17 protein-coding genes are annotated in these 23,958 nt (G+C 36.9%); 13 read left to right on the plus strand and 4 right to left on the minus strand.

Going from position 1 to position 23,958, the window contains the following annotated elements; genetic code table 11:
* Positions 1 to 911: 911 nt before the first annotated feature.
* The 3 genes from CUU59_RS07975 to CUU59_RS07985 all read right to left on the minus strand — a co-directional run bounded on the left by CUU59_RS07975 (position 912) and on the right by CUU59_RS07985 (position 6,169).
* Positions 912 to 2,855 (minus strand): YcdB/YcdC domain-containing protein, encoded by a 1,944-nt coding sequence (locus CUU59_RS07975; RefSeq protein WP_099951431.1) that lies wholly within the window; start codon positions 2,853 to 2,855, stop codon positions 912 to 914.
* A gap of 104 nt (positions 2,856 to 2,959) precedes the next feature.
* On the minus strand, positions 2,960 to 5,383 hold the full coding sequence (locus tag CUU59_RS07980; protein ID WP_099951432.1) for an S-layer homology domain-containing protein: 2,424 nt from the start codon (positions 5,381 to 5,383) through the stop codon (positions 2,960 to 2,962).
* 108 nt (positions 5,384 to 5,491) lie between these two features.
* The gene (locus CUU59_RS07985) at positions 5,492 to 6,169 is read right to left on the minus strand and encodes a phosphoribosylaminoimidazolesuccinocarboxamide synthase (RefSeq protein ID WP_099951433.1); all 678 of its coding nucleotides are present in this window, start codon (positions 6,167 to 6,169) and stop codon (positions 5,492 to 5,494) included.
* A gap of 436 nt (positions 6,170 to 6,605) precedes the next feature.
* Here CUU59_RS07985 and CUU59_RS07990 point away from each other — a divergent pair, with 436 nt between their 5' ends.
* From CUU59_RS07990 to CUU59_RS08050, 13 genes are all read left to right on the plus strand, one after another.
* Positions 6,606 to 6,974, plus strand: a complete 369-nt coding sequence (locus tag CUU59_RS07990; protein ID WP_099951434.1) for a BlaI/MecI/CopY family transcriptional regulator — start codon at positions 6,606 to 6,608, stop codon at positions 6,972 to 6,974.
* A 45-nt stretch (positions 6,975 to 7,019) separates the two neighbouring features.
* On the plus strand, positions 7,020 to 8,348 hold the full coding sequence (locus CUU59_RS07995) for a M56 family metallopeptidase (RefSeq protein ID WP_245870589.1): 1,329 nt from the start codon (positions 7,020 to 7,022) through the stop codon (positions 8,346 to 8,348).
* Positions 8,349 to 8,656: 308 nt separating this feature from the next.
* Positions 8,657 to 9,910 carry a radical SAM/SPASM domain-containing protein gene (locus CUU59_RS08000; protein WP_099951436.1) on the plus strand — a complete coding sequence of 418 codons (1,254 nt, stop codon included), beginning with the start codon at positions 8,657 to 8,659 and terminating at the stop codon, positions 9,908 to 9,910.
* Positions 9,911 to 9,926: 16 nt separating this feature from the next.
* Positions 9,927 to 11,852 carry an ATP-binding cassette domain-containing protein gene (locus CUU59_RS08005; RefSeq protein ID WP_099951437.1) on the plus strand — a complete coding sequence of 642 codons (1,926 nt, stop codon included), beginning with the start codon at positions 9,927 to 9,929 and terminating at the stop codon, positions 11,850 to 11,852.
* A gap of 111 nt (positions 11,853 to 11,963) precedes the next feature.
* The gene (locus CUU59_RS08010; protein ID WP_099951438.1) at positions 11,964 to 12,848 is read left to right on the plus strand and encodes an ATP-binding cassette domain-containing protein; all 885 of its coding nucleotides are present in this window, start codon (positions 11,964 to 11,966) and stop codon (positions 12,846 to 12,848) included.
* Positions 12,829 to 13,620, plus strand: a complete 792-nt coding sequence (locus tag CUU59_RS08015; protein ID WP_099951439.1) for an ABC transporter permease — start codon at positions 12,829 to 12,831, stop codon at positions 13,618 to 13,620. The genes CUU59_RS08010 and CUU59_RS08015 overlap by 20 nt, the downstream gene beginning before the upstream one ends.
* A 1-nt stretch (position 13,621) precedes the next feature.
* Entirely contained in the window at positions 13,622 to 14,398 is a 777-nt protein-coding gene (locus CUU59_RS08020) for an ABC transporter permease (protein WP_099951440.1), read from the plus strand.
* Positions 14,399 to 14,511: 113 nt separating this feature from the next.
* Positions 14,512 to 16,059, plus strand: coding sequence for an ATP-binding cassette domain-containing protein (locus tag CUU59_RS08025; protein WP_099951441.1), 1,548 nt, complete (start codon positions 14,512 to 14,514; stop codon positions 16,057 to 16,059).
* A 136-nt stretch (positions 16,060 to 16,195) separates the two neighbouring features.
* Positions 16,196 to 17,770 carry an ATP-binding cassette domain-containing protein gene (locus tag CUU59_RS08030; RefSeq protein WP_099951442.1) on the plus strand — a complete coding sequence of 525 codons (1,575 nt, stop codon included), beginning with the start codon at positions 16,196 to 16,198 and terminating at the stop codon, positions 17,768 to 17,770.
* 81 nt (positions 17,771 to 17,851) lie between these two features.
* Entirely contained in the window at positions 17,852 to 19,000 is a 1,149-nt protein-coding gene (locus CUU59_RS08035) for a sensor histidine kinase (RefSeq protein ID WP_099951443.1), read from the plus strand.
* Between the two features lies 1 nt (position 19,001).
* Positions 19,002 to 19,604 carry a response regulator transcription factor gene (locus CUU59_RS08040; RefSeq protein ID WP_342747459.1) on the plus strand — a complete coding sequence of 201 codons (603 nt, stop codon included), beginning with the start codon at positions 19,002 to 19,004 and terminating at the stop codon, positions 19,602 to 19,604.
* Between the two features lie 127 nt (positions 19,605 to 19,731).
* Complete coding sequence (locus tag CUU59_RS08045) at positions 19,732 to 21,513, plus strand: ABC transporter ATP-binding protein (protein WP_099951445.1); 1,782 nt, start codon at positions 19,732 to 19,734, stop codon at positions 21,511 to 21,513.
* Positions 21,503 to 23,290, plus strand: a complete 1,788-nt coding sequence (locus tag CUU59_RS08050; RefSeq protein ID WP_099951446.1) for an ABC transporter ATP-binding protein — start codon at positions 21,503 to 21,505, stop codon at positions 23,288 to 23,290. Before CUU59_RS08045 ends, CUU59_RS08050 begins: the two co-directional genes overlap by 11 nt.
* 508 nt (positions 23,291 to 23,798) lie before the next feature.
* Here the strand turns inward: CUU59_RS08050 and CUU59_RS08390 are convergent.
* Positions 23,799 to 23,954, minus strand: a complete 156-nt coding sequence (locus CUU59_RS08390) for an IS3 family transposase (RefSeq protein ID WP_425432824.1) — start codon at positions 23,952 to 23,954, stop codon at positions 23,799 to 23,801.
* Positions 23,955 to 23,958 lie beyond the last annotated feature (4 nt).

A 23,958-nucleotide genomic window follows, 5' to 3' on the forward strand; every position in this document is an offset into this window, starting at 1 on the left:
CAAATGAAAAAAGGGCCAAGTATTACGAAGAAAAAGAAAGAGCATAAAGAAGCTTTCTTGCTATATGATAAATTTTTGAATAAGCTTTATGTCAAGGGCTATGCAAGTTGCTTCGCAACCCTTGACAATCGCATTCAAAAATTTAGTTAGCAAGTAGAAAGCATTCTTTTAGATGAACAAATTATTTGTCCAACTTTTTGGGAACACCCCACAGTCCACATAAAGTGGACCCTACACGCTTCGCTGGATTTTTCCTTCTTGGACAAGAGGTTGCGTGAGTCACTGCTAGCCAATCGACGGCGTCCTTGCGGACTTGTCTCTTGGGCAGGGCTGAAAGTCGCCGCTACCCGCAGAGCGAGATTATGAGTGAAGATTATTGGTAAAATAATAAATCTAAAACACCCCCAGGAAAAATATGCCTGGGGATTTTATAATGCGAAATTTTTGAAAACCACACAAATCGAAATTATGTGTAGAGATCATTGGAAAATAAATTGAATTTTTTAAAATTTGCTAGGATAATTTGATGAAATTCGAAGTGAAATAATTTTTTAAGGACGCAGGTGTACTCAAGTGTACTCCGAGGACTTAAAAAATTTTTCACAAGTATTTCGCAAATTAGACAGCAAATTACAGAATTATAATGTGGATTTGTGGTAAAACGGGCCAATTTATAATGCGGATCTGTTGTAGGCCCCAATATAACCGCAGAGCGAGATTCAGGCGAAAGCTTATTAACCAACGGATATTGATAAGAACGTATGTAGGGGCGACTTTATGTGGCCCGAAAAATGCTGAAATCCCCTTGTGGGATTGAGGGATTTTTAATTATATGCAGATGATTTTTATTATTAACATTTTAAATTTTCCACACAAAAAGCCGAGATTTTTCATCTCGGCTTTTTTATTTTTTATTTGAAATATATTTTTGAGATTATTTTTAGGGCGTCTTTGACTTTGATTTTGTCGGTGGCCTTGTAAGATTTATCGATGATTTTGGATGCTCGGGCGATTTGCAAATATGAAGCAAACTTTGCGTCTTCATTTGTCTTTGCAAAGTAGGTCGCGTCGAGTTCATCGGATAAATCTAGTTTTGCCTTGTAATAGGCCCTAAAGATTTCGCCTGATGGGATATTTGCGTCTAATTTTTTCTCGTCAAAGACCTTGGTGAAGGCCAGGTCTTCCATGGCTTTGTCTAGGTCAGGCACAAAGTCATTGGCGAGCTTATAGACATTTAATAGAAGATCCTTGTAGTCAAAGTAGTCATCGTAGGTTTTTTCGCTGGCAACCCCAAAGCCTGCGTCGATGATGTCGACCAAGTCTTTAGGTGCGTCGCCGCTTGGCTCGTTCAAAGGTTTCTTGTATTCGTAGGTTTTAAAGTCTCCGGTCACTGCGTCGTATGGCTTGATATTTTCCATAAAGGCGTAGGCGGCTTTGATGCCCTTGACCTTATTGTTTGGACCTTGGTCGTCGTCCCTATAAGTTTCCACGTAGATGACCTTTTCCCATTTGCCCTTGCCTTTGATGTCGGCTTCGGCTGCCTTTTGGTCAATCTTTTTCTTGGTGTAAGGGGCAGTCGTGTCGTCCTTGGACAAATTTAAAGTGTAGTCTGTCAGGAACTTATCATTTGCCATGAGCGTGTAGTTTTCGTTCAACAAATAGTATTCGTCACGTTTCTTGTAGTATTCATGGCTGACATTGTAGTCGCTTGTGTTTTCTATAAGCATGTCATAATTTAAGCCCAGTTTTTTGTTGAATTTTTCAATAATATCTGCAGCTTTTTTCTTATAGATCTTGACTTCCTTGCCCGGCTCTTCATATACATTTTTGTGGTAGGAAAGTGGTAGGAGGTCGTGAGCGCGGATGCCAGCAGAGATATATTCCTTGGCGTCCTTGCCAGTATCAAATTCGATATTGTATTCATATTTATCCGATATAGCGTTTTTCCAAAGGTTCAGGTACTTGGTCTTGTCGTATTTTATATTGAAGAAGTCCTGGGCTTTTTTGATGGCTTGGTCTTTGGATTTTAGATTTTTAACCTTGTCTAGCTCCTTAATCTCTTCTTTGCTGAGTGCATCCATGGCATTTTCTACTTTTGCATCTTCCGCTGCCCCATAGCCAAAGTACATGGGCATATCCAAAAGTTCCAGGGTATTTGCGTCGACAATTGGATTTGTATTTAAAAACCTGTAGTAAGGGTAGAGGATGTCATCGTCATTTCTTTCCAAGAAAAGATAAAGGGGATTTGCCTCCAACATTTTTTCATAAGCCTTGTCTGCAGGGTTTTTAAATTCAAGGTCCTTGAAGTCAATATCATTTATCAGCCTGCCCAGAGACTGACTGTAGACCGATTGGACCTTGCCGTTTTTACTGTTGACTTCCACATAGATATTGGCCATATAAATTGGAATGTCCTTGTACTTGTAGCCAAATTCACAAGTAAAAGTCTCGCCAGTCGCTTGGATGTCGGTCAGGTAAAAATCGTAGGCCTTCTTTGGATAAAGGGCCTTTAGGGTTTTTGTGGCCAGTTTTTCCGCATCTGATCTTTTTATGACCGACTTGGTCTTGGCGTCTGTTTTGTAGTAATTGTAGTAGTCGATAAGATTTCCCTTTTTGTCATATTGGACCCGGACTCGTTCGGATTTTTTCTCGTCCTTGTAAGCCCAGATTATGGAATAGGAATCATCGCTAACATTGGTCGAAATATCGTCAAAGTCATTGGCGATAGGAAATATTTTTTTGGTAAAGATCATTAACTCTTCCAACTTGGCTGAGTCCTCTTTGGCAGCCTTGACCGGTATCATGAGGCTAAAGACCATGAGGCTGGCCAGAGCTATAGCTAGTAATTTTTTCATAATTTCCTCCTTTAAAGTGTTTTAATTTTTCTGACAAAAAAACGAGGCTAGGCCACAGGAAGTGGCCTTAAGTTTTCGCCCCGTTTATATTTTTAATCTTAGATTTATTTTACGATTTCAAGAACTGCGATGTCGTCATTTACGACCATCATACGCATCTTGGCACCTTCTTCGAGGCGACCAAATACTTTTGCATCTCTTGCCAAGACTTTTGTGAAATCTTCATTTGTTTCTTCGCGTGTGAATTCAACAGTTGTAATGCCGTCTTTTTCTGAAACAGATTTGATCAGGTAAACTCTCATATCTGGAGTAATTGCCTTTTCAGCTTTTACAACCTTGCCATCTTCGCCAAGTGAAAGCTTGACGATGTCGTTTGGATTTAGCATTTCGATATTAGCGTTTTTGAAAATTTCATAGGAAACAGCATTGCCGTTAATGTCTTCAGCGATAATTGCCTTGTCTAACTTTTGGTCAAAGCCGTTTGTCATTTTAACAACAACTTCTTCTTTAACAGTTTGAGTTTCTTCAAAGTTGTCAAAGAGGATAGCGTAGATTAAATCATTACGAGCTGATAGTGGGAGCTTAACTCCTGTGTTTGCAGCTTCAAAGTCTGCAGTTGTAACGATTGATGCCATTAGGTCTTTGTCCTTGTTGGCGTATTTGCTTACAAAGTCTAGGTCTGTAAACTTGTAAGTGTTGCCTGATTTAATTAGGACAAAGCTGTCTTTGCTGAGTTCATAGGTCTTGCCATCAACATTGATTAGGGCAAAACGTCCACGACTTGGAGCAAGGTCAATCTTGAAATTGTCTCCAGCCTTGTCAACTTTGGCTGATTCGCCTAGAGTTGAAACCTTAGCAATCTTCTTAACGCCATCTTTGTCTGAGAAAACGTAAACCAAATCATTTACATTTAAGTCTGAAAGTTTGATAACTCTGTTGCCATCTTTGATTGACATGCCTAGGCTATCTTTAACTTCGATAGTGCGGTTAGTCATATCTTTTAGACGAACTTCGCTAGCTGTCAAAGCATCAACGATCATGAACTCTTCTTTTTGTGAGAGGTCGCCCCTGATAAGTTGGACTTTGCCAAAGATATCAACAGCGATTGTGTTCTTTTGACCTGCCATTGAAAGCAGTGTTGGCATAGAATTAATCTTGGTAGGAACAACTGTGTCATAAGTGTTGTCTTGTAGGTTTAGAACAGCTCTGAATCCATCCTTGTCAGCAAGTGGGAATTCTCTGCCGTCAACCATGATAATACCGTTTTGAATTCTAAATTCAACATCTCTTAGAGTCTTCTTGGTAACGACAACCTTGTCATTGTCATAGAAGTGGAGAACGTCGTCAATAGAAATTGAAGTATCAGTTCCCTTTGTAAGTTCGTTGCGGTCATAAACCCAAATTTCGCTTAGGTTTAATTTCTTTCTTTGATTAGGATTTTCATCTCTAACAACATAGATATCTCTGCCCTTGAAATCTACAACAGGTGCAGCTTCTTTGAAGTTGAAAGCATTGATAAATACAACCTTTGAGTTGTGAACTGTAACTTGACCAAAGTCGGCCTTGTCATTTGCATCAGCTCTAAAGTTTGCAAGTGAATAATTCTTTCCATTGTAAACAATGTTTAATAGCCTGTCTTCAGCGCCTTCTTTTTCGTCGATAACATAGCCGCGTTTTTCACCGTTCATGTAGAGGCTGCCGTCTCTGCCGATTGAGATTGAACCGGTTAGAGTTTCGTATTCCTTGGCAACTTTAACTTCTTTGACTTCGCTTCCTTCAAATTTGAAGTCAATAGCTTTGCCCAAATAATTTGCAGGATTGATTTCCTTGGCAAATTTAAAGGCAACTTCATCGCCAACTTTTAAGTCTTTGGCATCGCCAGCATTTAAAATGTGGAGCTTAGCGCCTTCATCTGTAAGTTCGCTAACAATAGCTCTGATATTTAAAGCTTGTGGTGTAGGATTTTTAAGTTGTAAAACTTCATAAAGCATGTTGAAAACGTCTTCGCGTTTTGCATTTGCCTTGTAGTCTGTAACATTTAAGTGTTTTAAAATTCCAAGTTCGCTAGCCTTTTCAATATAAGGAGTAGCCCAAGTTTGACCAGGAGCCTTTTCAACCTTTGGAAGGTCAGCACCATTTGCAACAACTGCTAACATTTTGATAGCTTGTTCGTAAGTAACGAAATCATTTGGAGCAAATAGATTTCCTGGGTAACCATTTACGATTTCCTTGGTAGCTGCAACATTGGCATAACCATTTGCCCAGCCGCCAGCTTTCATATCCTTAAAAATAGGAGCAGCAGGTTTTAATTTTTCTGCAAGTTCGACTTGGTCAATTGCATAGACAACGATCTTTGCAAATGAAGCCCTGTCGATAGGTGAATCCAATTTCAAATCGCCACTTCCATCACCTTCAACGATTTTCTTTTCTACTAGGTAATCTACCATATCATTTGCCTTAACGTCGGTTGACATAAAAGCAAAAATAGCAAGCAAACTAACCAGCATAATGCTTAAAGTTTTTCTCATAATATACCTCCTTGTATTTTATAATACATATTCGTATTTATAATACATATATAACCAAAAACTAGCGTCCGTAAACGCTAGTCTTATCTACTTAATATAAATGTAATATTAACCCAAGAAAATCTTTTCGAGTTTCAAAGGTTCTACGTATTCGCCATCCTTGTAAGCGCGCATATTGCCGCCTGAAATTTCGTCGATCAAGGCAACCTTGCCATCGACCATACCAAATTCAAACTTGATATCGTAAAGTTCAAGACCCTTCTTGGCCAGCTCTTCCTTAACAAAATCGCCAGTCTTTGCAGCCAGCTTAACAAGCTCTTCGTATTCGTCATTAGACATAATGCCCAAAATTGCTAGAGCATCTTTTGTAATGAGAGGATCGTTTCTATCGTCGTCCTTCAAAGTAATTTCAACATAAGTAGGAAGCTTGTCGCCTGATTCAGCATAGAGACCGTAACGTCTAATGAAAGAACCCACAGCCCTGTAACGAACGATAACTTCTACGCCCTTGCCAAAAACCTTAGCCTTTCTAACAACGGCTTCGTTCTTGTCAATGTCAGCTGAAACAAAGTGAGTGTTAACACCCATAGCGTTTAACTTTTCATAAAAATATTTGGTCATAGTAACAGCACTCTTGCCAGCGCCTTCCATAGTTAGGCCAACGTGATTTTCGCCCGGATCAAAAACTCCATCCTTGCCAGTTACGTCGTCCTTAAACTTTAAAAGAACAGTCTTGTCGTCAATTTCATATACATCCTTGGTCTTGCCAGTGTATAACTTCTTCATCAATATCACCTCGAGTATATTTTAATACTAAAGCCCGAAAAATGCAAGAAAATTTTTGTGCAATTTTTCCAAGCGGTCAATTTCCTGTAGCGGCGATCCTTGCACACGAGGCGGTGGTTACCATAAAGGTAACCTCTACAACTTCCGCCTCGTACGCAAATGGTCGCCAAAAAATTGACCTCTTGGCATCTATGCACAAAAGATTGACAATCGGTTTGTCCACGATAAAGTGGACGCTACAGGGCCGATTGTCAATCTGATAATATTTTTTTGATTTGAATTACGAATTAAAAATTTTTTTTCGATTGTCACGCACGGAAAATTTGAAAAAATATGATCCCTGGCCGCAAAACTTGAAAAAATAAATTTAAGTCTTGATTAAAATTCAAAAATGTTATATACTCATGATGAAAAAATAATAAAAGGAGGGAATCAAATGGAATTTTCAGATGGAGAATTAATGGTAATGGAAATGTTATGGGATGGCGAATGCCTGGATGAAAATGGAGAAATTCAAGCCTTAGAGTTATGGAAAGAACTTAATAAAAAACATGGAATGGCAAAGACATCATGCTACACATTTTTAAGCAGACTTTTGGATAAGGGGGCTATCAGTAGAAGATATCCAAAATACACATTGAAACCTATAGTGACCAGAGAAGAAGGCTTAGAAAGCGAAAGACAAAGCGCTATAGAAAAATTATTCCAAGGCTCTTTATTAAATGTAGCTCAGACATTTTTAAAGACCAAAGGAATTGACAAGGATGAAGCCCAAGCTATAAAAGACCTGCTTGATAATTTTTAAGGTTTATATTTTTAAATGATTTTAAGCATAATTAAATCTAATGGCATGCAAAGAAGTTTGAAAGCCATATTCTTATTAGCATTAATACTGCTAATAAGAAAAAAATTAAATTTAAATAGCATAAAAAGAGCTAATAAAATATTGTGGACGATAATGATTGTCTATTTAATTATACCTTTTACCCTTATGATAAGAATATCTGAGCCCATTAAAAATAATATGTTTTTTAAGGCTCTAATTAATTTTAATCAGACTTTGTGGGCTGTAAATAATAGCTTTAGTGGATTTCTTTGGAAATACTACAGGGTTATTATAGGAATAATAATTTTAATTTACCTGATAAAACAAGTCATAAAACTAGACAAGTTAATGAAAAACTCTATTTTAGTTACTGGGGATAAAAGAATTGAAGATTATATTAAAAGTTTTAATATAAAAAGAAAGGTTAGAGTATATTTAAATGATAATACAAACGTGCCTGCAACCTATGGTCTATTTAAGCCGAAAATAATTTTGCAGGAGAAAATTTTAAAAGATGATGACTTGTTAAAACACACAATTTATCATGAGATGACTCATATAAAAAAATACGATATAGTTTTCTCTTATATAAAAAATCTAGCAATATGCTTTCATTGGTACAATCCTTTTATTTGGATATCATCCAGATATATACAAAATGACATAGAAATCCTATGCGACAAGCTTGTTGTAGATAAACTTGGTGACAATAGAGAAAATCGAAAGGGATATTGCCTATCAATGGGCAAGCTCTTAGGCTTAGGAACGACTGAATTCAATCAAAGTATAGAATTTAGACCAAATATGGAAAGGATGGTAATTATGAAAAATTGGAACGAAAAGATAATTGGACTGCTCGCTTTTATACTAGCTATATTTTTATCGCTAGCAATTTGTACAGAAGTAGTTGCGGATGAAGAGGCAAATATAATTATAGAAAAAGCAGGGGCAGAATTTGCAAATGATTCAATTGTTAGCATCATAAGTGATGAAGACTATGAAAAATTAAATCTCCAGGAATTTAACCAAACTGGACTTAGATCTGCAAATGTTGACGAATCAGAAAGCATAGAGGGATATGGATACAAGACATACTCTTTTGATATGAGCACCTGGAGAGGGGCTAATCATGATGGACTCGTAATTAAAATATCTGATGTATATCCTGCAAAAGGAGCAGACTATACTCTTATTTTAAAAGAAACTGGCAAAACTATATATAGAGAAATTTTTAGTGATTCAGTAAATCTTAAAGTAGAAACTAGACCAAACCTCAGCTATGAACTATTAGTACAGAACTCCTCATCTCATAAACTTAAATATAAAATCCAAATCAAAAGTTATAAAAGATAAAATATTTAAATATATTAAATAATAAAGCTTGACAAAAACTAATAATGAGTATATACTCAAATTGAGACCAAAAGGTTGAGAATATAAAAATATAGGGGGTGAGAATATGTTCGTAACTTTGATACCTCAAGTCTTAAAATCATTAGTTAAAGATCGCAAGGTTGAGCTTAAATGTGACTATGCAGGTTGTGGAGCTAGTGATAGTTGGCCCACAAGAACAATTTAATCAAAAATCAACAAATAGACCGTGATTTCATGGTCTATTTGTTGATTAAACATTAAAACATAATCATAAAGGAGGAAATTTTATGTATAAATTATTTAACAATAAAGAAGGCAAATTTATATATTTAACAAATTATAAGCAATTTTTCAAAATAGACGATTTAGCATATGATTTGTTAAGCAGAGAAGAGAATACAAAAGAGAAAGAAGATATGCTTAATAGATTAGAGAAAACACTTAAAGAAGTTGATTCTTATACTGTGAAAGAAATAAAAAAGAAAAGATTTGGACTGTTTCTATGCGTTGCGAATACATGTAATGCAAAATGCAAATATTGTTTTGCTGGACAAGGAAATTACGGAAAAGAAAATGGATTGATGTCATATGAAACAGCTGTTAAGGCAATAGATTTTTTTATGGATAATATACCGAGTGATGGAATTGCTAATATAATATTTTTTGGTGGAGAACCCACTTTAACATTTTCGCTTATTGAAAAAAGCGTAGATTATGTTGAGAAACGCTACTCTTTAATTAATTACAAATTTCACTTAGTAACTAATGCTACTCTTTTAACAAAAAATATGATCGATTTTCTCAGTAAACATAATTTTAGCGTTGGAGTAAGTATTGATGGAGATCCAGAGGTGCAAAATAAGCAAAGACCTTTAAGAAATGGAAAAGATTCCTATGAAGAAGCAACGAAAAATTTAAGTTATCTATTGGATAATGTATCATATGTACATGCCCGAGGGACATATTCCAATTTTGATGAATCTCTAGTAAAAGCATATAAGCACTTATTAGATATTGGCTTTAAAGAAGTTAATATACCTCCTGATATTCTAAACTCTGATCAAAATAAGAATTTTGATAAAATGCTTGAGCAATTAGATGAGCTTTATGACTTTATAGTTTCATACTCAAAAGAAAATAAAGATTTTCCCTTTGGAGTTTTTTACGAGGAAATTAGAAGGATTTTTATGCCTAAGCTGGATATAGATTATAGTTGTGGGGTAGGGGAATCAATCTTTTCCGTAGATATTAAAGGCGATATATATCCATGTCATAGATTCTCTTCGGAAAAAGATTTTGTTTTAAAAAATCTTTACAAAGAAGAAGATATAAAAAAAATTAAGTATATATCATATGATTGCTATAATTGTTGGAATAAATATACCTGTTCACATGGTTGTTTCTATAATGATTATTCACTGAATAAGTCTTTTGAAAAAAATCCTTTCTGGTGCAGATACTCTAAAAAAATGACTGAATTGTCATTATTATTAATTACAAAATTAACTGATAATCAGTTAAGGCAGATTTTATCAGTGTAATAGCGGGGAGGTTTTTTTGAAGACAATTTATAGATTTTTGTATACGAAAGACAACAAGAGGGGATATTTTAACTTATTATTTTTGGCTTTGGTCACAAATATATTACTTGTCCTCTCACCTATAGTTCAAAAAAAGTTGATTCAAAGTATAAGCGAGGGAAGCTTTTTAAAAAAAGAGATACTTTCATTTTTAATCATTGGCTTTTCACTAATACTTGTAAGTTTTTTAGAAATTTATGTTTTGAACAAGTCTAAAATTATTGTCCAAAAAAATATTAGCTTGGATTTATTGGAGTCTCTTAGCATAAAAGAGAGCTCTGTTATTCAGACTAGGGGATCAGGGGCTTTTATGAGCTCTGTTTTTGGAGATGCAGAGCAAATATCAACCCAACTTTTGGACAAGAATTTATTTTTTGGTCTAGCAAATATTGTTTCTTGTTTAGTGATTTTGTTTATTACATATAGGTGGATGAAAATTTTTCCGCTTTTGATTCTTTTATCTTATGTAATTGCAATTTTTGGTGTGAAGATTATTCAAAAGAAACGGAGCTATCATTACGACAAGCTAAGAGAAGAAATTTTCAAATTAAATCCAATTATGCTAGAAACTATAGAAAACAGAAAGACAATTATGAATAACTCTAATTTTAATGCTCGTAAAGAGGAGATAAATGATAAGATTGATTTGAGAGACCAGAGTTTTCAAAAGTCTTTGACTTTAGCTGGATTGGGCAATGGATTTATTGATAGCGTTAAGCAAATATTTTTGGTAATATTTTTTATAATTTCCATGTATCAAATAATTGATGGAAGACTAGAAATATCTAGTTTTATTGCTATAACTGCATATTTTCAGTCGGTATATCTTCCCTTATATTTTATAAAAACAATTAATGACTCCAAGACTAATATAGAACTGTTGTACAATAGGAACAAATCTTCTTTTGATGCTAAGCCAAACCTATTACTAGCTAATAATTATGAGGTTTTCATGAAGGATGTGTCCCTTGACTATAAGGATAGAAAAATACTTGATCATATAAATCTTAACATAGATAAGGTGTATGGAATTGTTGGTCTTTCAGGAGAAGGAAAGTCTTCTTTATTTGATTTGCTTTTAGGAGAGACAATGCCAACCGATGGAAAAGTTATAGTTGGCGGACACAAGGTAGACGAATATGACTTAAATTTAAGGCTGAGTATGTTTAAGTATTATCCACAAGAAAATGAAATTTTTAACGATGACTTAAGATACAATATTACTCTTGGAAAGGATCCTCTAAGTGCGGATAAGTTTGATCAAAGGCAAAGGGAAATATTTGAATCTTTACTGGAAATTAAAAGCGGTCAAAACATTTTTAGTGTGAAGGATAGGGATATAATTATACACACATTAAAAATGTCCAGAACCGATTATGATGAGGCAGAATTTTGGGATAAACTTGTTAATAACTTGCAATTAATAGGTTCAGACGCCATCAAGGAGTTATCTTTGATAATAGCATCTCACAATTATTATATAGAAGAAGACTACTCTAGGCTGGTTTCTGAGTTTAATTTAACACACCTTGAAGGAAGAAAATTTGGACAAAGAGGTAAGACAATATCTGGTGGTGAAAAAAATAAAATTTGCTTAGCCAGAATGCTGCTTTTAAAAAGCAATGTCCCTTTTTTAATAGACGAACCTTTTACTAGCGTTGATCTGATTAGTGAATCGAAAGATGCGAAAGTATTGAAATCATACTTAGATGGGAAGAGAGGGTTGATAGTGTCTCATAAAATTGACTTATTGTCCAAATTGACTGATGAAATTATTGTAATTTATAATGGATCTATTGAAGCAGTTGGCTCACATAAATCTTTGCTAGATGAATCTAAGATTTATAGGGATTTATACGAAGAATACTTGAGAAAAAACAAAGAATATATTTCTTATCAATAAAGCTTATGGCAGGATAAATAAAAATAGATTAAAGCTGTATAGAATAAAATTGACTGGTTTGTTTTTATATTCCCCCCATCTATGCTATAATAAATTCAATAAGGAGGCTTTATGGTTATTTCTTTTGACGAGGTTACAAAATTATACAAGGGCAAGCTGGGTGTGGAGGATATTTCTTTTGACGTCGGCACAGCGACAATAGCTGGTCTGATTGGGCCAAACGGGGCTGGCAAGTCCACAATTATAAAGATGATTGCTGGCATACTGACGCCGGACTCTGGCCGCCTGGACGTGATGGGTTATAAACCCAGCACCGACATCAAAGACTTGTCCAAGCACTATGGACTTATGTTTGGCAACCGGTCATCCCTCTGGTTTAATCTAAAGGCCAAGGAGTCCTTGCTTTTGATGAAGGACATTTACAATGTTTCCGATAAAGATTATCAGCGGACTCTGGACAAGTACGTGGAGATTTTATCCGCAGGCGATTTACTAGATAAGCCCGTTAGGACCATGTCATTGGGCGAGAGGATTAAGATCGAAATCTTGACCAGCCTAATCCACGAACCCGATTTACTTATTTATGACGAGCCGACCTTAGGCCTCGACATCCAAGCCAAGCTCGCCTTCCGTGAAATTTTATCCAGCATCCGGGCTGAGGGCAAGACGATTTTAATCACCACTCACGACCTGACGGATGTGGAGAAGCTTTGCGATAAAATTATTTTAATCAACAGGGGCCACAAGCTAATAGACCTGACTCGGACCGAGCTCAAGGAAAAGTTGGCAGAGAAGATGGTTTTGACATCTCAAATCAAATTGGACGACCTAAAAGAATTTTTTGTGGAAGAAATCCAAGGCGAATACAAGTATATTTTGCCTGCTGACCAAGCTAAAGGAGCAGGTGAGTTTTTGTCCGCTCATTTTGACATAGGCTCCTACACTTTTTCTAAGCCAGACTTGGAGGATATTTTGTATGACTACTATCAGCCATAGGCTAAAAATTTTACGCAGGTATTTTATATTATATATAAAGGAAAAGACCGTTTTTAAAAGCGATGCGATTTTAAGCGTCTTCGATTTTTTTATTTCCATCATGTCGACCCTGGTCTTTTGGCTGTCCATCAAAGGCATGGGAGTTAGATTTGACGGATGGGGAGTAGAGGAAATCAGCCTCATGGTCGGTTTTAATATGGTGTCCCTGGCTGTTAGCGAAATATTTTTTGGCTTTAGAGACTTGGAATACAAGATTATCTCTGGCGAATTTGATGTCATGATGACCAAGGGCCTGAGTCCCTTTGCGATTTTGGTCCTTAGTCGGATGAATTTTATTTATATTTTACTTAACGCCGTCTTAGGTCTCGCCATTATCATCTATTCGTTTATAGCTTATGGCTTGTCTGCATACTTGGTCTTGGTCGCTTTAACAACATCGATTTTTGCGACCCTGACCTTGCAATTTATGTACAATTCTTTTTCCCTCCTGGCCTTTAAGCTGGGGGAAATTTATTACATCAGAGACTTAACTTTTTCATTTTTAAAGGCCAAGTCCTATCCCACGGACATTTTCCCCAAGGGCCTTTACAAGTTTTTTATTTATATAATTCCTCTGGCCCTTATGAGCACCCTCCCAACCAAGATTGCCTTTGCAAAAGTGGATTATAAAATTTATTTGCTGGTCAGTTTTTTGTCCTTTGTATTAATGAAAATTTTATTTAGGATTTTTGCTAAAAAAGCAATGAGCCTATACTTAGGGGCAGGTAATTAAGATGAAAAAATATTTTAGACTTTTTAAAATGGGCAAGCTTGAACGCAAGGCCTTTGCCCACAATTACAAATTTTCCTACCTTTCGATTGGAATCCAAATTGCAATTAGCTTTTACTTTTGGCGCTTTGCAAACATTGACCAGCTGGCTAGCGACTTTACCTTATCCAGCATAATGATGTATTTTTTGGCCCTGTCCATATTGACACTCGTCTTTACCCCAGCCATGTACATCTGCTATGAAGTCTGGACCAGCATAAATTCAGGGGAGATAATTATCTGGATATCGCGTCCAGTCTCTTATATATTGATGAAGTTTTTTGAAAAGCTGGGCATCTTTATCACGACATCAGCCCTGCCCATGGCCGCCTATATTTTGATTTACACAATTTTTTATAAGGGCGAGATCAGGCACATATTTTTAGGGATTTTGTCAGCACTGGCCGGCTATGTAATTTTATTCTTGGTCCAAATGCTAATAGGGCTTTTGAGTTTTTGGGTGAAAAAGACCATCACCATGAGGGACCTGATCTTTGAAATCTTTGCCATACTAGGCGGTTCGCTCATGCCAATAGATTTTTTTCCGGATTTAATTCAAAAACTTTCCCTCTATTCGCCCTTCGCCTATATCTATTACCTGCCAAGCAAGATTTTGTCAGGGGCCATGGACCAAAATTACGGTAAGGGATTAGTCATTCAAATAATTTGGATTATAATCTTGTATATTACTTGCCAAGCCCTCTATAAGTTTGGTAAAAATAAAACCGTCCAAGGTGGATAGAGATTAAAAGTTGTGGGCATAAAAACCCACAATTTTTTTGCAGAATTTAAATGTAGCTTTATTTTTTTTTTGTGATATAATAAGATAAATCAATAAAACAAGAGGAGGAAAACATGAAATACAAGAAATTTTTTATCACCATGCTTTTGATTGCAATTATTGGTGCGGTAATTACTTTGGTGCCGCCGGCCCTTATCCAATACTGGAAGGCTAACAACATCAACATTGACAACGCTATGATCTATACTCTGGCAGGAATTATTGTGGCCTCATATTTGATCAGGGTGCTTTTGATTTATGTTAGGGAGAAATTTGCCCTGGAGTTTAACAAGAGTAATTTTTTTAATTCCCTTGGCCAAGCCCACAAGATGCAATATGATGAACTCACCAATCGTGGCCCCTTAAACGTCCTTGAAAGAATTATAATGAGCGTCAACTCGACTTATTCATTTATGACCGGAGATTACATAAATATTTGGTCAAATATAATTATAATTTTGGGAGCCCTTGCCATTTTATTTAAGGTAAATTGGGTCATCGCCCTTGCCATGGCTGTAGTCCTCCCCATAAATATCTTGGGTTACAAGGCCCTAAACAAAAAGCTCTTTGAAAAATCCAAGGTCATGCAAGAACAGACGAGCGCCGGCTGGCAAAAAGTCTTGTCCTTTATAGACAATGTGGATGATTTCAAACAGCTATCCAAGTTTTCCTATATAGAAAATTTAATCGATGGCGACGTCCACAAGATTTTTAAATCCATGGCAGATGTAAATGTCTACGCCCAAAGCGTCAGCTATATAATCCACGGCTTTAACGAAGTCGTCAGGTCTATAATCATGCTCTACATGCTCTTTATGGCGACCAAAGGCGACTACCAAGCAGGGGTTATTATGATAGTAATATTCCTTATACCGGTTTATTTCTCAGCCGTTTCGTCAATCGTCTCTTCAAATTTAAACAAGAGAGACTATAAAGTCGCTACAGGATTTATTGACGAGGTCAAAAGCCTGGCAGAGCCAAATGGCACAAAGACTTTAGACCCAGTTCAAAATATGGAAATCAATCTTGACCACATTGGCGCCGGAGAATTTTTAAGGACGGTCAATGTCAATGAAACTTTCAACAAAGGCGATATAGTTTGGGTCAAGGGCGACAGCGGAACTGGCAAGTCGACTCTGGTAAAATACCTGACCAAGTTTAGGCCAATCGAAACCATCAAATACAACGGCGAGGACATGATGGACCTGGCCAATGAAGATTTAAGGGAAAGGGTAATCTACCTCAGCCAGCAATCTTCGATTTATAACGCAAGCATTTTGGATAATATAATAATAGATAAAAATAAGCAGGGGCAAATGAGAAATAAAATAAAAAATGAAAAACTCCTGGCCCCAATCTTTGCAAACAAAACTGTGGATACAATTATAAATCCAGCAGTCGCCAACCTATCGGGCGGAGAAAAACAAAGAATAGCCTTCGCCAGAGCTATCTACCGCGACCCAGACGTTTTGATCTTAGACGAAATCACATCCAACATAGACGACAAGTCAGCCCGTGAAATTTACGCCCGCGTAAATGAAGAGAGGAATAAGAGGATAACCTTTATAATCTCCCACGATTCCCTGCCGGGAGAAATATCCAATAAAGAAATCAATTTATAAAAATTAAGATGACAAAATAAAGTTGTGGGCCTAAAAACCCACAATTTTTTTGCAGAAAAAAATAAAATTTGCAGTATTTACTCATGTAATCTTTTTTAACTCATGCTAGAATAAAAAATGTTAAAGGAGGTTTATTATGAATAAAATAATCAAAAAACATTGGTTGACATATGTTTTGGCGGTGATTTTAAGTATAGGGTCAGCGGTTTTATTTGCCATGTTTTCTGTTAGACTAGGAACAGTTGTTGACGTTGTAGTTAACCAAGATGTAGACTTTGTTTCAAAAATATTAGCATGTCTTAAGGTTGTAATCGGATGGTTTATTGTTTCCCTTTTATTCACGTATATAAAGAGTAAAAATATATCAGACATAATTAGAGATGCCAAAAAAGACCTTTATGTGTCTGTCAATAAAAAGGAAATGAACGATTATGTATCAAAGTCAAATGAATATTATTTGAACAACTTTACAAAAAACATTGACCTATTGCAAACAAACTATTTGTCACCTAGATGCGAGATTGTTGCGAACTTTATATCGGCCTTGGTTAGTATTGGAACAATATTTTTTATCAATTGGAAATTGGGTTTATTATTCGTTGGGGTTTCACTTGTTACGATAATTTTATCCCAATTACCGGGAGTAATAATGGCTAAAAAAACCAATGAATTTTCAGAGGAAAGTGCGAACTACTTAAAGGTAATAAATAATCATCTAAAAGGCTTTGAACAAATTAAACTACTTGGCGTATCTGATATTTTTTTGAAAAAATACCTTGATAGGGATAAACAATATGAGAAAAGCAGGTTTTCATATATATTTGTATCTAGACTTGCCAATGACCTTGGACTTTTTTTCAGTTTTTTTGCCCAATTGGCTTGCATGTCAATAGGGGTATGGTTTGCTCTTAGGGGAGATATTACAGTTGGTTTATTAATTTCTGCAATAAACTTGTTAAATGGCGTGTTTAATCCCTTGCAACAATTAGCCTATAATAAAAACTTGATGGGGACAGTTAGCGACATCATGAAAAGTTTTGATGAAATTTTATCAACAGAGAAAAATAAAGGTCAACTAATTCAAAACAATATTTCAACTATAGACATTAAAGATTTGGATTTTAAGTTTGCAGAAGATAAGATAATTTTTGAAGACTTTAATACAAAATTTGAAAAAGGAAAAACCTACGCCATAGTAGGAGAATCCGGGCGAGGAAAGTCCACTCTTGCTAAGCTAATAATGAAATATTATGGCTCAGACCAGTACAAAGGCGAGATCCAGCTAAACAAGCAAGATGTAAATACAATTTTGTCCGACGACCTATATAAGAAAGTTGCTTATATACAAAGAAACGACTTTTATATTGATGGATCTGTAAGAGATAACATAGAGCTCTATAGAAAATTGGAAGCTAATAATGGTCTTTATAGGGAATTGAAATTTAATGACAGCTTTTTAGATAAGTCTATTGAAGAAGGGAGCAGGAACCAAGTATCTACAGGTGAAAAACAAAGGATAGACATTGCAAGATTCCTAGTAGAAGATTATGATGTTATGATTTTTGATGAACCTACAAGTAACTTGGACAAGGAAACAAGCGAAATTATTTTTGATTTAATTTTTGGAATCAAAGATAGAATTGTTATCGTCATCACTCATGTAAATGATGAAAATACACTAAAAAGATTTGATCAAGTTATAAGTTTATAAATTTGTCTTATTTTCTTAAAGGACTGTGATAACTTCATTCTATATGGTAAAATAAAGCTATAGATGGGTTGTGGTGAGTATATGTACAAGAAAATGTTAAAAAATATTAGCATCCATGCTTTTATACTGATGTATTTTGCTATTCTTCAAGCGACTGGGCTTTTGGTAAAAGACTATGTAGTTCTGGGAAAAATATTAAATTTAACTAGGCGTGTAATTATTATTTTTGTTGCAGTGGAGTTGTCTAATAATAAAATTTCTTTTAGGACTTCTTTAATATACAGTATTTTATTTATGGTCCCTATTGCCGTTGGTGCCTTGGACTACGTTAATTTTAATACTAAGATTATTTATCTGACCTATGCTTTTATTTGCATTTATATATTAAAATTTTTAAAGATAAAAAATTTTAAAAATATTAATATATTACCACTGACATTGAGGTCTTTGCTAATTTTGGCCCTAGGTTTTGGAGTATTTGCTGGCCTTACAGTTTATATATTCGGCATTGATCCAAAATCAATAGACCTGATGTATCATTTTACCTATTTATTTTTTGAGTTAGTTTTGACCTTGTATTTTAAAGAACAAGAAAATATCTACGACAAGATTTACAAGCTCTATTATCTGTCTGACCACATTGGTCAAGAGAGGGAAGAATTTGCTCGCGTTATCCACGACGATATTGTCCAGGATATTTTTGCTTGCAAGAATTACCTGTCGACCAAGGACCCTGACTTGGACTTCGTAAAAGAAATTTTGACTGACCTGGAGGACAAGGCTAGGGGGATTATGAAATACTACCAGTCCAATGTCTATGACGACATTGATGTGGGTGCTTCCTTGAAGCATGTTTTTGCAAATATTGCCAGCCTTTACAAGGACAAGGACTTGGACGTCCACATGGATATAGAGCCTGAGGCTGCGACTTTTAAGGATAAAAAGTTAAAACGCCTCTTGCTTTTGGTTTCTAAAGAACTGGTCAACAATATTTACAAGCACTCGGAGGGGACTTATTTAAATTATAGTCTTAGCATGGAGGATGGCAAGGTCCTGATAAATTTGGAGAGCGACGGTGCGACCAAGGAGGATTTTAAAAAGATCCAGGATTCCAAGAGGGGGATTTTGATTCTGACTCTTTTGGTCGAGTCCAATTCTGGAAAGATAAATTATGATTTGAAGGGGGACAAATTGTTTACCCAAGTACTCATGGAGGTGAGGGAAAATTAAAATTTTACTCTTAGACGATCACAGGATTCTGGGCCAATCTATAAAGGTCCTCTTGGAAGAGCAGGAGGGGGTCGAGATGTGCACCTATATATCTAGGCCGGAAGACTTGGACGCAAATTTAAAAGATGCCTATGATATTTTGCTCCTGGATATAAATCTGCGGGGAGAAAAAACTGGCCTGGAGATGATAGGTGGAATCTTGGAAAAATTCCCCGACCAAAAGATAGTCATCTTAACCTCTTATGATTTGGAAAATTATAGGCAGCGGGCCTTTGAATACGGGGCCAAAGATTTTATCAACAAGTCCATAGAAATCGGGGACATGATGGAAAGGCTAAGGAGAGTGCACGAGGGCAAGACCCAGGCCAAGGCTGTGGAAATCGTAAATGAACTCAGCCCCAGGGAAGTGGAAGTCCTAACGGAACTTGTAAAGGGCGATAGCAAAAAGGAAATTGCCGAAAAACTCCACATCAGCGAACGCACCCTCTACAACCACATAGCCTCAATTTATGAAAAATTCGGTGTGAAAAATATAGTCGAAGCTTACAATTCCGGCATGGAAAAAGGCTACATCAACCCATATGCAAACAAAAAGGAGGATTAACCCTCCTTTTTTTACGCAATTGATAATATATGGTATAATAAAATAAAGCAATATTAGAATTACGCATTTTTACATTCCACACATCTGTGCTATAATAAACTTATTAAAACAAAGGGAGACTTACATAATGAAACATAAATCGAATTTTTTTGATAATTTATTTTTTCTAATAAAAAATTGGTTTGCCAAGGACCGGATGGGGGCTCTGGTTGTTTTTATTGCAGCCATTATTGCTGTCCTCATTCCCATGGTGGAGGCCTTGATCACAAAGACCCTGGCCGATTCTTTGGTGGATGGCCTTTACATGAGGGAATTTTTATACAAACTCATGGCCATCTTTGCCCTGTATTTGCTTTTAAAATTTATTAGCGTTTGGGCAGAGGAGAGGACCTGGTATTTTCAAACCAAGGTTTCCATGCTCTACGGCTTGGACCTTATGGGGGCTGTGATGGCCAAGGACTTGGAGGACTTTGAGGGCGCAGACCAGCGGGCCCTCTTTGAAAGGGCCAAGGCCTTTGCCTTTGACGGTGACCAGGCTGATGGTGCTTGGTCGGCCATTAGATTTTCCAAATTACTCACTTCGTTTTTAGGCTTTTTGACCTACTCAGTAATTTTTTCTAGTCTTTCGCCCCTTCTTATTTCCATTTTAATTTTGACATCCACTCTAGGCTACTACATCCAAGACAGGCTGATCAAGTTTGGTAACACGACTGCCGACCAAATGTCCTTGGAGGAGATGCGGCTCTATTATCTTTATAGGATTGCTGGTGACGAGTCTGCCCAAAAGGAGGCCAGATTAAACAAGACTCTGGCACTTATCTTTGCTTATTTGGATAAATTTTCCCAGTCCTATTACAAGATCTTGAGAAAATATACCAGGAAGGCCAACGCGACTTCCGGGATCGAGGCGGGCTTGGGTTTTGTAAGAGACCTGGCTACATATATTATCTTGACCAAGACGGCAATGGCTGGAGAGATTTCCATTGGCGATTTTGTTTTTTATCTGACGCTCGCCATGGGCTTTTCCGAATGGCTGAACAATTTTACAGGGCACATTTTAAGTCTAAAGAGGATCTCACTGGTCTGTGGCAAATATCGGGACTTCATTGGTGAGGACAATCTTGTTGACAATAGACCGCCACTTGAAAAAATAGAATCCATTGAATTAAAAGATTTGTCTTTCGCCTACAAGGAAGGCGGGCAGATTTTAAAAGATATTAATTTGTCCTTAAAAATGGGCGACTCACTGGCAATAGTCGGAGAAAATGGAGCAGGCAAGACCACCTTGGTAAAAGTTTTGTCCGGCCTCTACCGCCCGACCGCTGGAAATTTATATGTAAATGGCAAGGACATGGACGCCTATTCCACGGAATCGGTCTATGGACGGATGAGTATTTTATTTCAAGATTATTTTCTCTTGCCCGGCAGCCTGATCGACAATATTGACAACAAAAACCGAGACAAAGAAAAAGTTTCTGCTTTGATTGACCAGTTGGGTCTGGCCAAGAGGATAAATAATTTGGAGGACGGCTTGGATAGCCAGGTTATCAATCTTGAAAACAACAAGATCACTGGTTTTTCTGGTGGGGAAATGCAGAGGATTCTCCTGGCCAAATCGTTGGCCAAGGACGGCGAGATTTTAATCTTGGACGAACCAACGGCCGCCTTGGATCCCATTAGCGAAGAAAATCTCTACAAGGATTATGAAAAAATTTCCAAGGACAAGATTTCGATTTTTATTTCCCACAGGATAAATTCAACTCGTTTTTGCGACCGAATAATTTACATGGAGGACGGGCAAATCGTCGAGGCCGGCAGCCACCAAGAACTCATGGCCAAGGGGGGCAAGTACAAGACCATGTACGACCTCCAAGCCAGCTACTACAAGGAGGACGACCATGAAAACTAGGCAAGTCTTAAAAGACATCCACAAGATTGACAAAAAAATCCTCCCAATTCTCTTTGCAAATTGCTTGCTCAAGGCCCTTGAACCTTTTGTACTGATCTTTGTTTCATCCAAGCTGGTCGACTCTTTGCTTAAAGGCAAGTCGGCCAGGGAAATTTTTACCCTCGCTTTAATTGGTGCGGCAGCCTATGCAATTGTTTATTTCTTAAGCTCTATGAGTGAGAATTATAAGTGGGGAATCACCGACTACTTAAATTGCAAGGAGAAAAATCTCCTCATCAGGGGAATGTTTGACCTGACCTTTGAAGACTTTACCAGCAAAGATTATAATAAGAAAATTTCCAGACACAGGCAGGAGACCGAGGGCATGGGCGGAGTTTACAATGAAATGGTCTACCAATTTTGCGACTTTACCTCCAGTATCTTTACAATAATTATCGGACTGATCTCCCTGGGGACTTTTTATCCAAGCCTTTTCAAAGCTGTGGACATACCAGTTTTGGGCTCTGCATATTTCCTCTTAATCGTGGTCGCAATATTTATTTTGCTTGCCTTGGCTCTGGTTAAAATTAGAAAAAATGTCGAAGAAAAAAATGAAGTCGACCGCAGCCTCTACGCAGACAAATATAAGATTTATGATTTTTATATGAGGATTTTCTCCGACTACGATAGGCTCAAGCAGATAAAAATTTACGATGAAAAAGATTTTATTAAGGGCCAGCTCCAGGAAAATTTTGTTGACCAAGGGCTCAAGCACGATAAAAAAATAAATGTAAGGACTGGCCTCTCCAGGGGCTTAAACGATTTGGTCCTCACTGGAGTGGACATCCTCTTCTTGCTGGTCTTGGCAGTCAAGGCCCTGGGCGGACTCTTTGGTATAGAGGCCCTTCTTATATACAAGGGCGCCTTTGCAGAAATTGTCGAAGGAGTCAAGGTCCTAATAGAAACCATAGGCTACCAAAAGGCCATCGACCCCAAGATCGATATTCTCTACGATGTAATAAATTTAAAAGCTACAAAAGAAAAAACTTTTGCAGACCATCAAGAAAATTCGACAGATTATATCATCGATGCAAAAAATATTTGCTTTTCATATCCGGACAGCAAAGACTTGCAATTAAAAAATCTGAACCTGCAAGTTAAAAAAGGCGAAAAAATTGCAATCGTCGGTGCCAATGGATCGGGCAAGACGACTTTTATAAATCTCTTGACCGGCCTCTACCAGCCGACCGCTGGCGATTTATATGTAAATGGATCGAGGCCAAATTTAAAAGATGATAAATCCAAATTGGGAACAGTCAGCCAAGATTTCTTTTTATTTTCCTTTATGCTGGGAGAAAATATTGCCTGCAGGGAAAATTATGATAGAAGCCAAGCTCAGTCGGCCTTAGACAAAGCCGGCTTTAACAAGGACATGGACCTGACAACTTATATTTACAAGGACCTCTATGAGAGCGGAATTGATTTGTCGGGTGGTGAGGCTCAGAAAGTCGCCTTGGCCAGGGTCCTCTACAAGGACGGAGACCTCCTCCTCTTTGACGAGCCCACATCCAAACTCGACCCCAAGGCAGAGATGCAAGTCTTCGAAAGCTTTAAAAAAGTTTCCGCAGATAAAACCGCAATCTTTGTATCGCACAGGATGAGCGCCTGCAAGTTCGCAGATAGGATTGCCATCTTCAAAGATGGAAGCATAATTGCAACCGGCACCCATACAGACCTCTTAAAAGAAAATCCCATTTATCAGGAAATGTGGCAAGCCCAAGCCAAATATTATAATTAATAGAAGTTGTGGTTAAGACCCACAGCTTTTTTAATACAAAAAATGGCCACAATCTCGCCCACGGGACATCGAGTCTCCGTGTGCGAGGTGTCTAGAATAAACTAGACGGTACCGCGCTATATGAGTATACGGAGGAGAATTACAATAAAAAATGCCTCATGCCCACRAGGGGCAATCGGCATTTTAATGTCCGAGATAAATCGGACGCTACCTACGTTCTGAACAATATCCATAGGGTAAATGTATTCATCTATTCTATCGCTCTGCGGATGTAGGGGCGACTTTATGTCGCCCAAAAGTCTCGCCCCAATGATAAAAATTAAATTACGCAAGGGACATTTTTTTATCTTCTCTATTTTAATTTCCATTATGTAATTTGTGAAGAAAACTAAAAAATATGGCCGAAATTCTCCTCAGATTGTTGCAACCAATCGGTCAATTTCTTGGCGACCATAAAGGTGAACTGCCCCTTGTCAAGTAGACACAACAATTAATTAAAAACACATATTTAAACTGCATACTCTCTGTACTCCAACGGAGCCATGCAGTTTAATCTTTTTTGAAACCTCTCGTTGTTGTAAAATTCAATATAATTAATAATTCTGTCTTTTAATTCTTCTAAAGAATTAAACTCTTTACCATAAAACATCTCTGTCTTTAATATACCA

The sequence above is a fragment of the Ezakiella peruensis genome, assembly GCF_900215725.1.
GTDB classification, from domain to species: Bacteria; Bacillota; Clostridia; order Tissierellales; family Peptoniphilaceae; genus Ezakiella; species Ezakiella peruensis.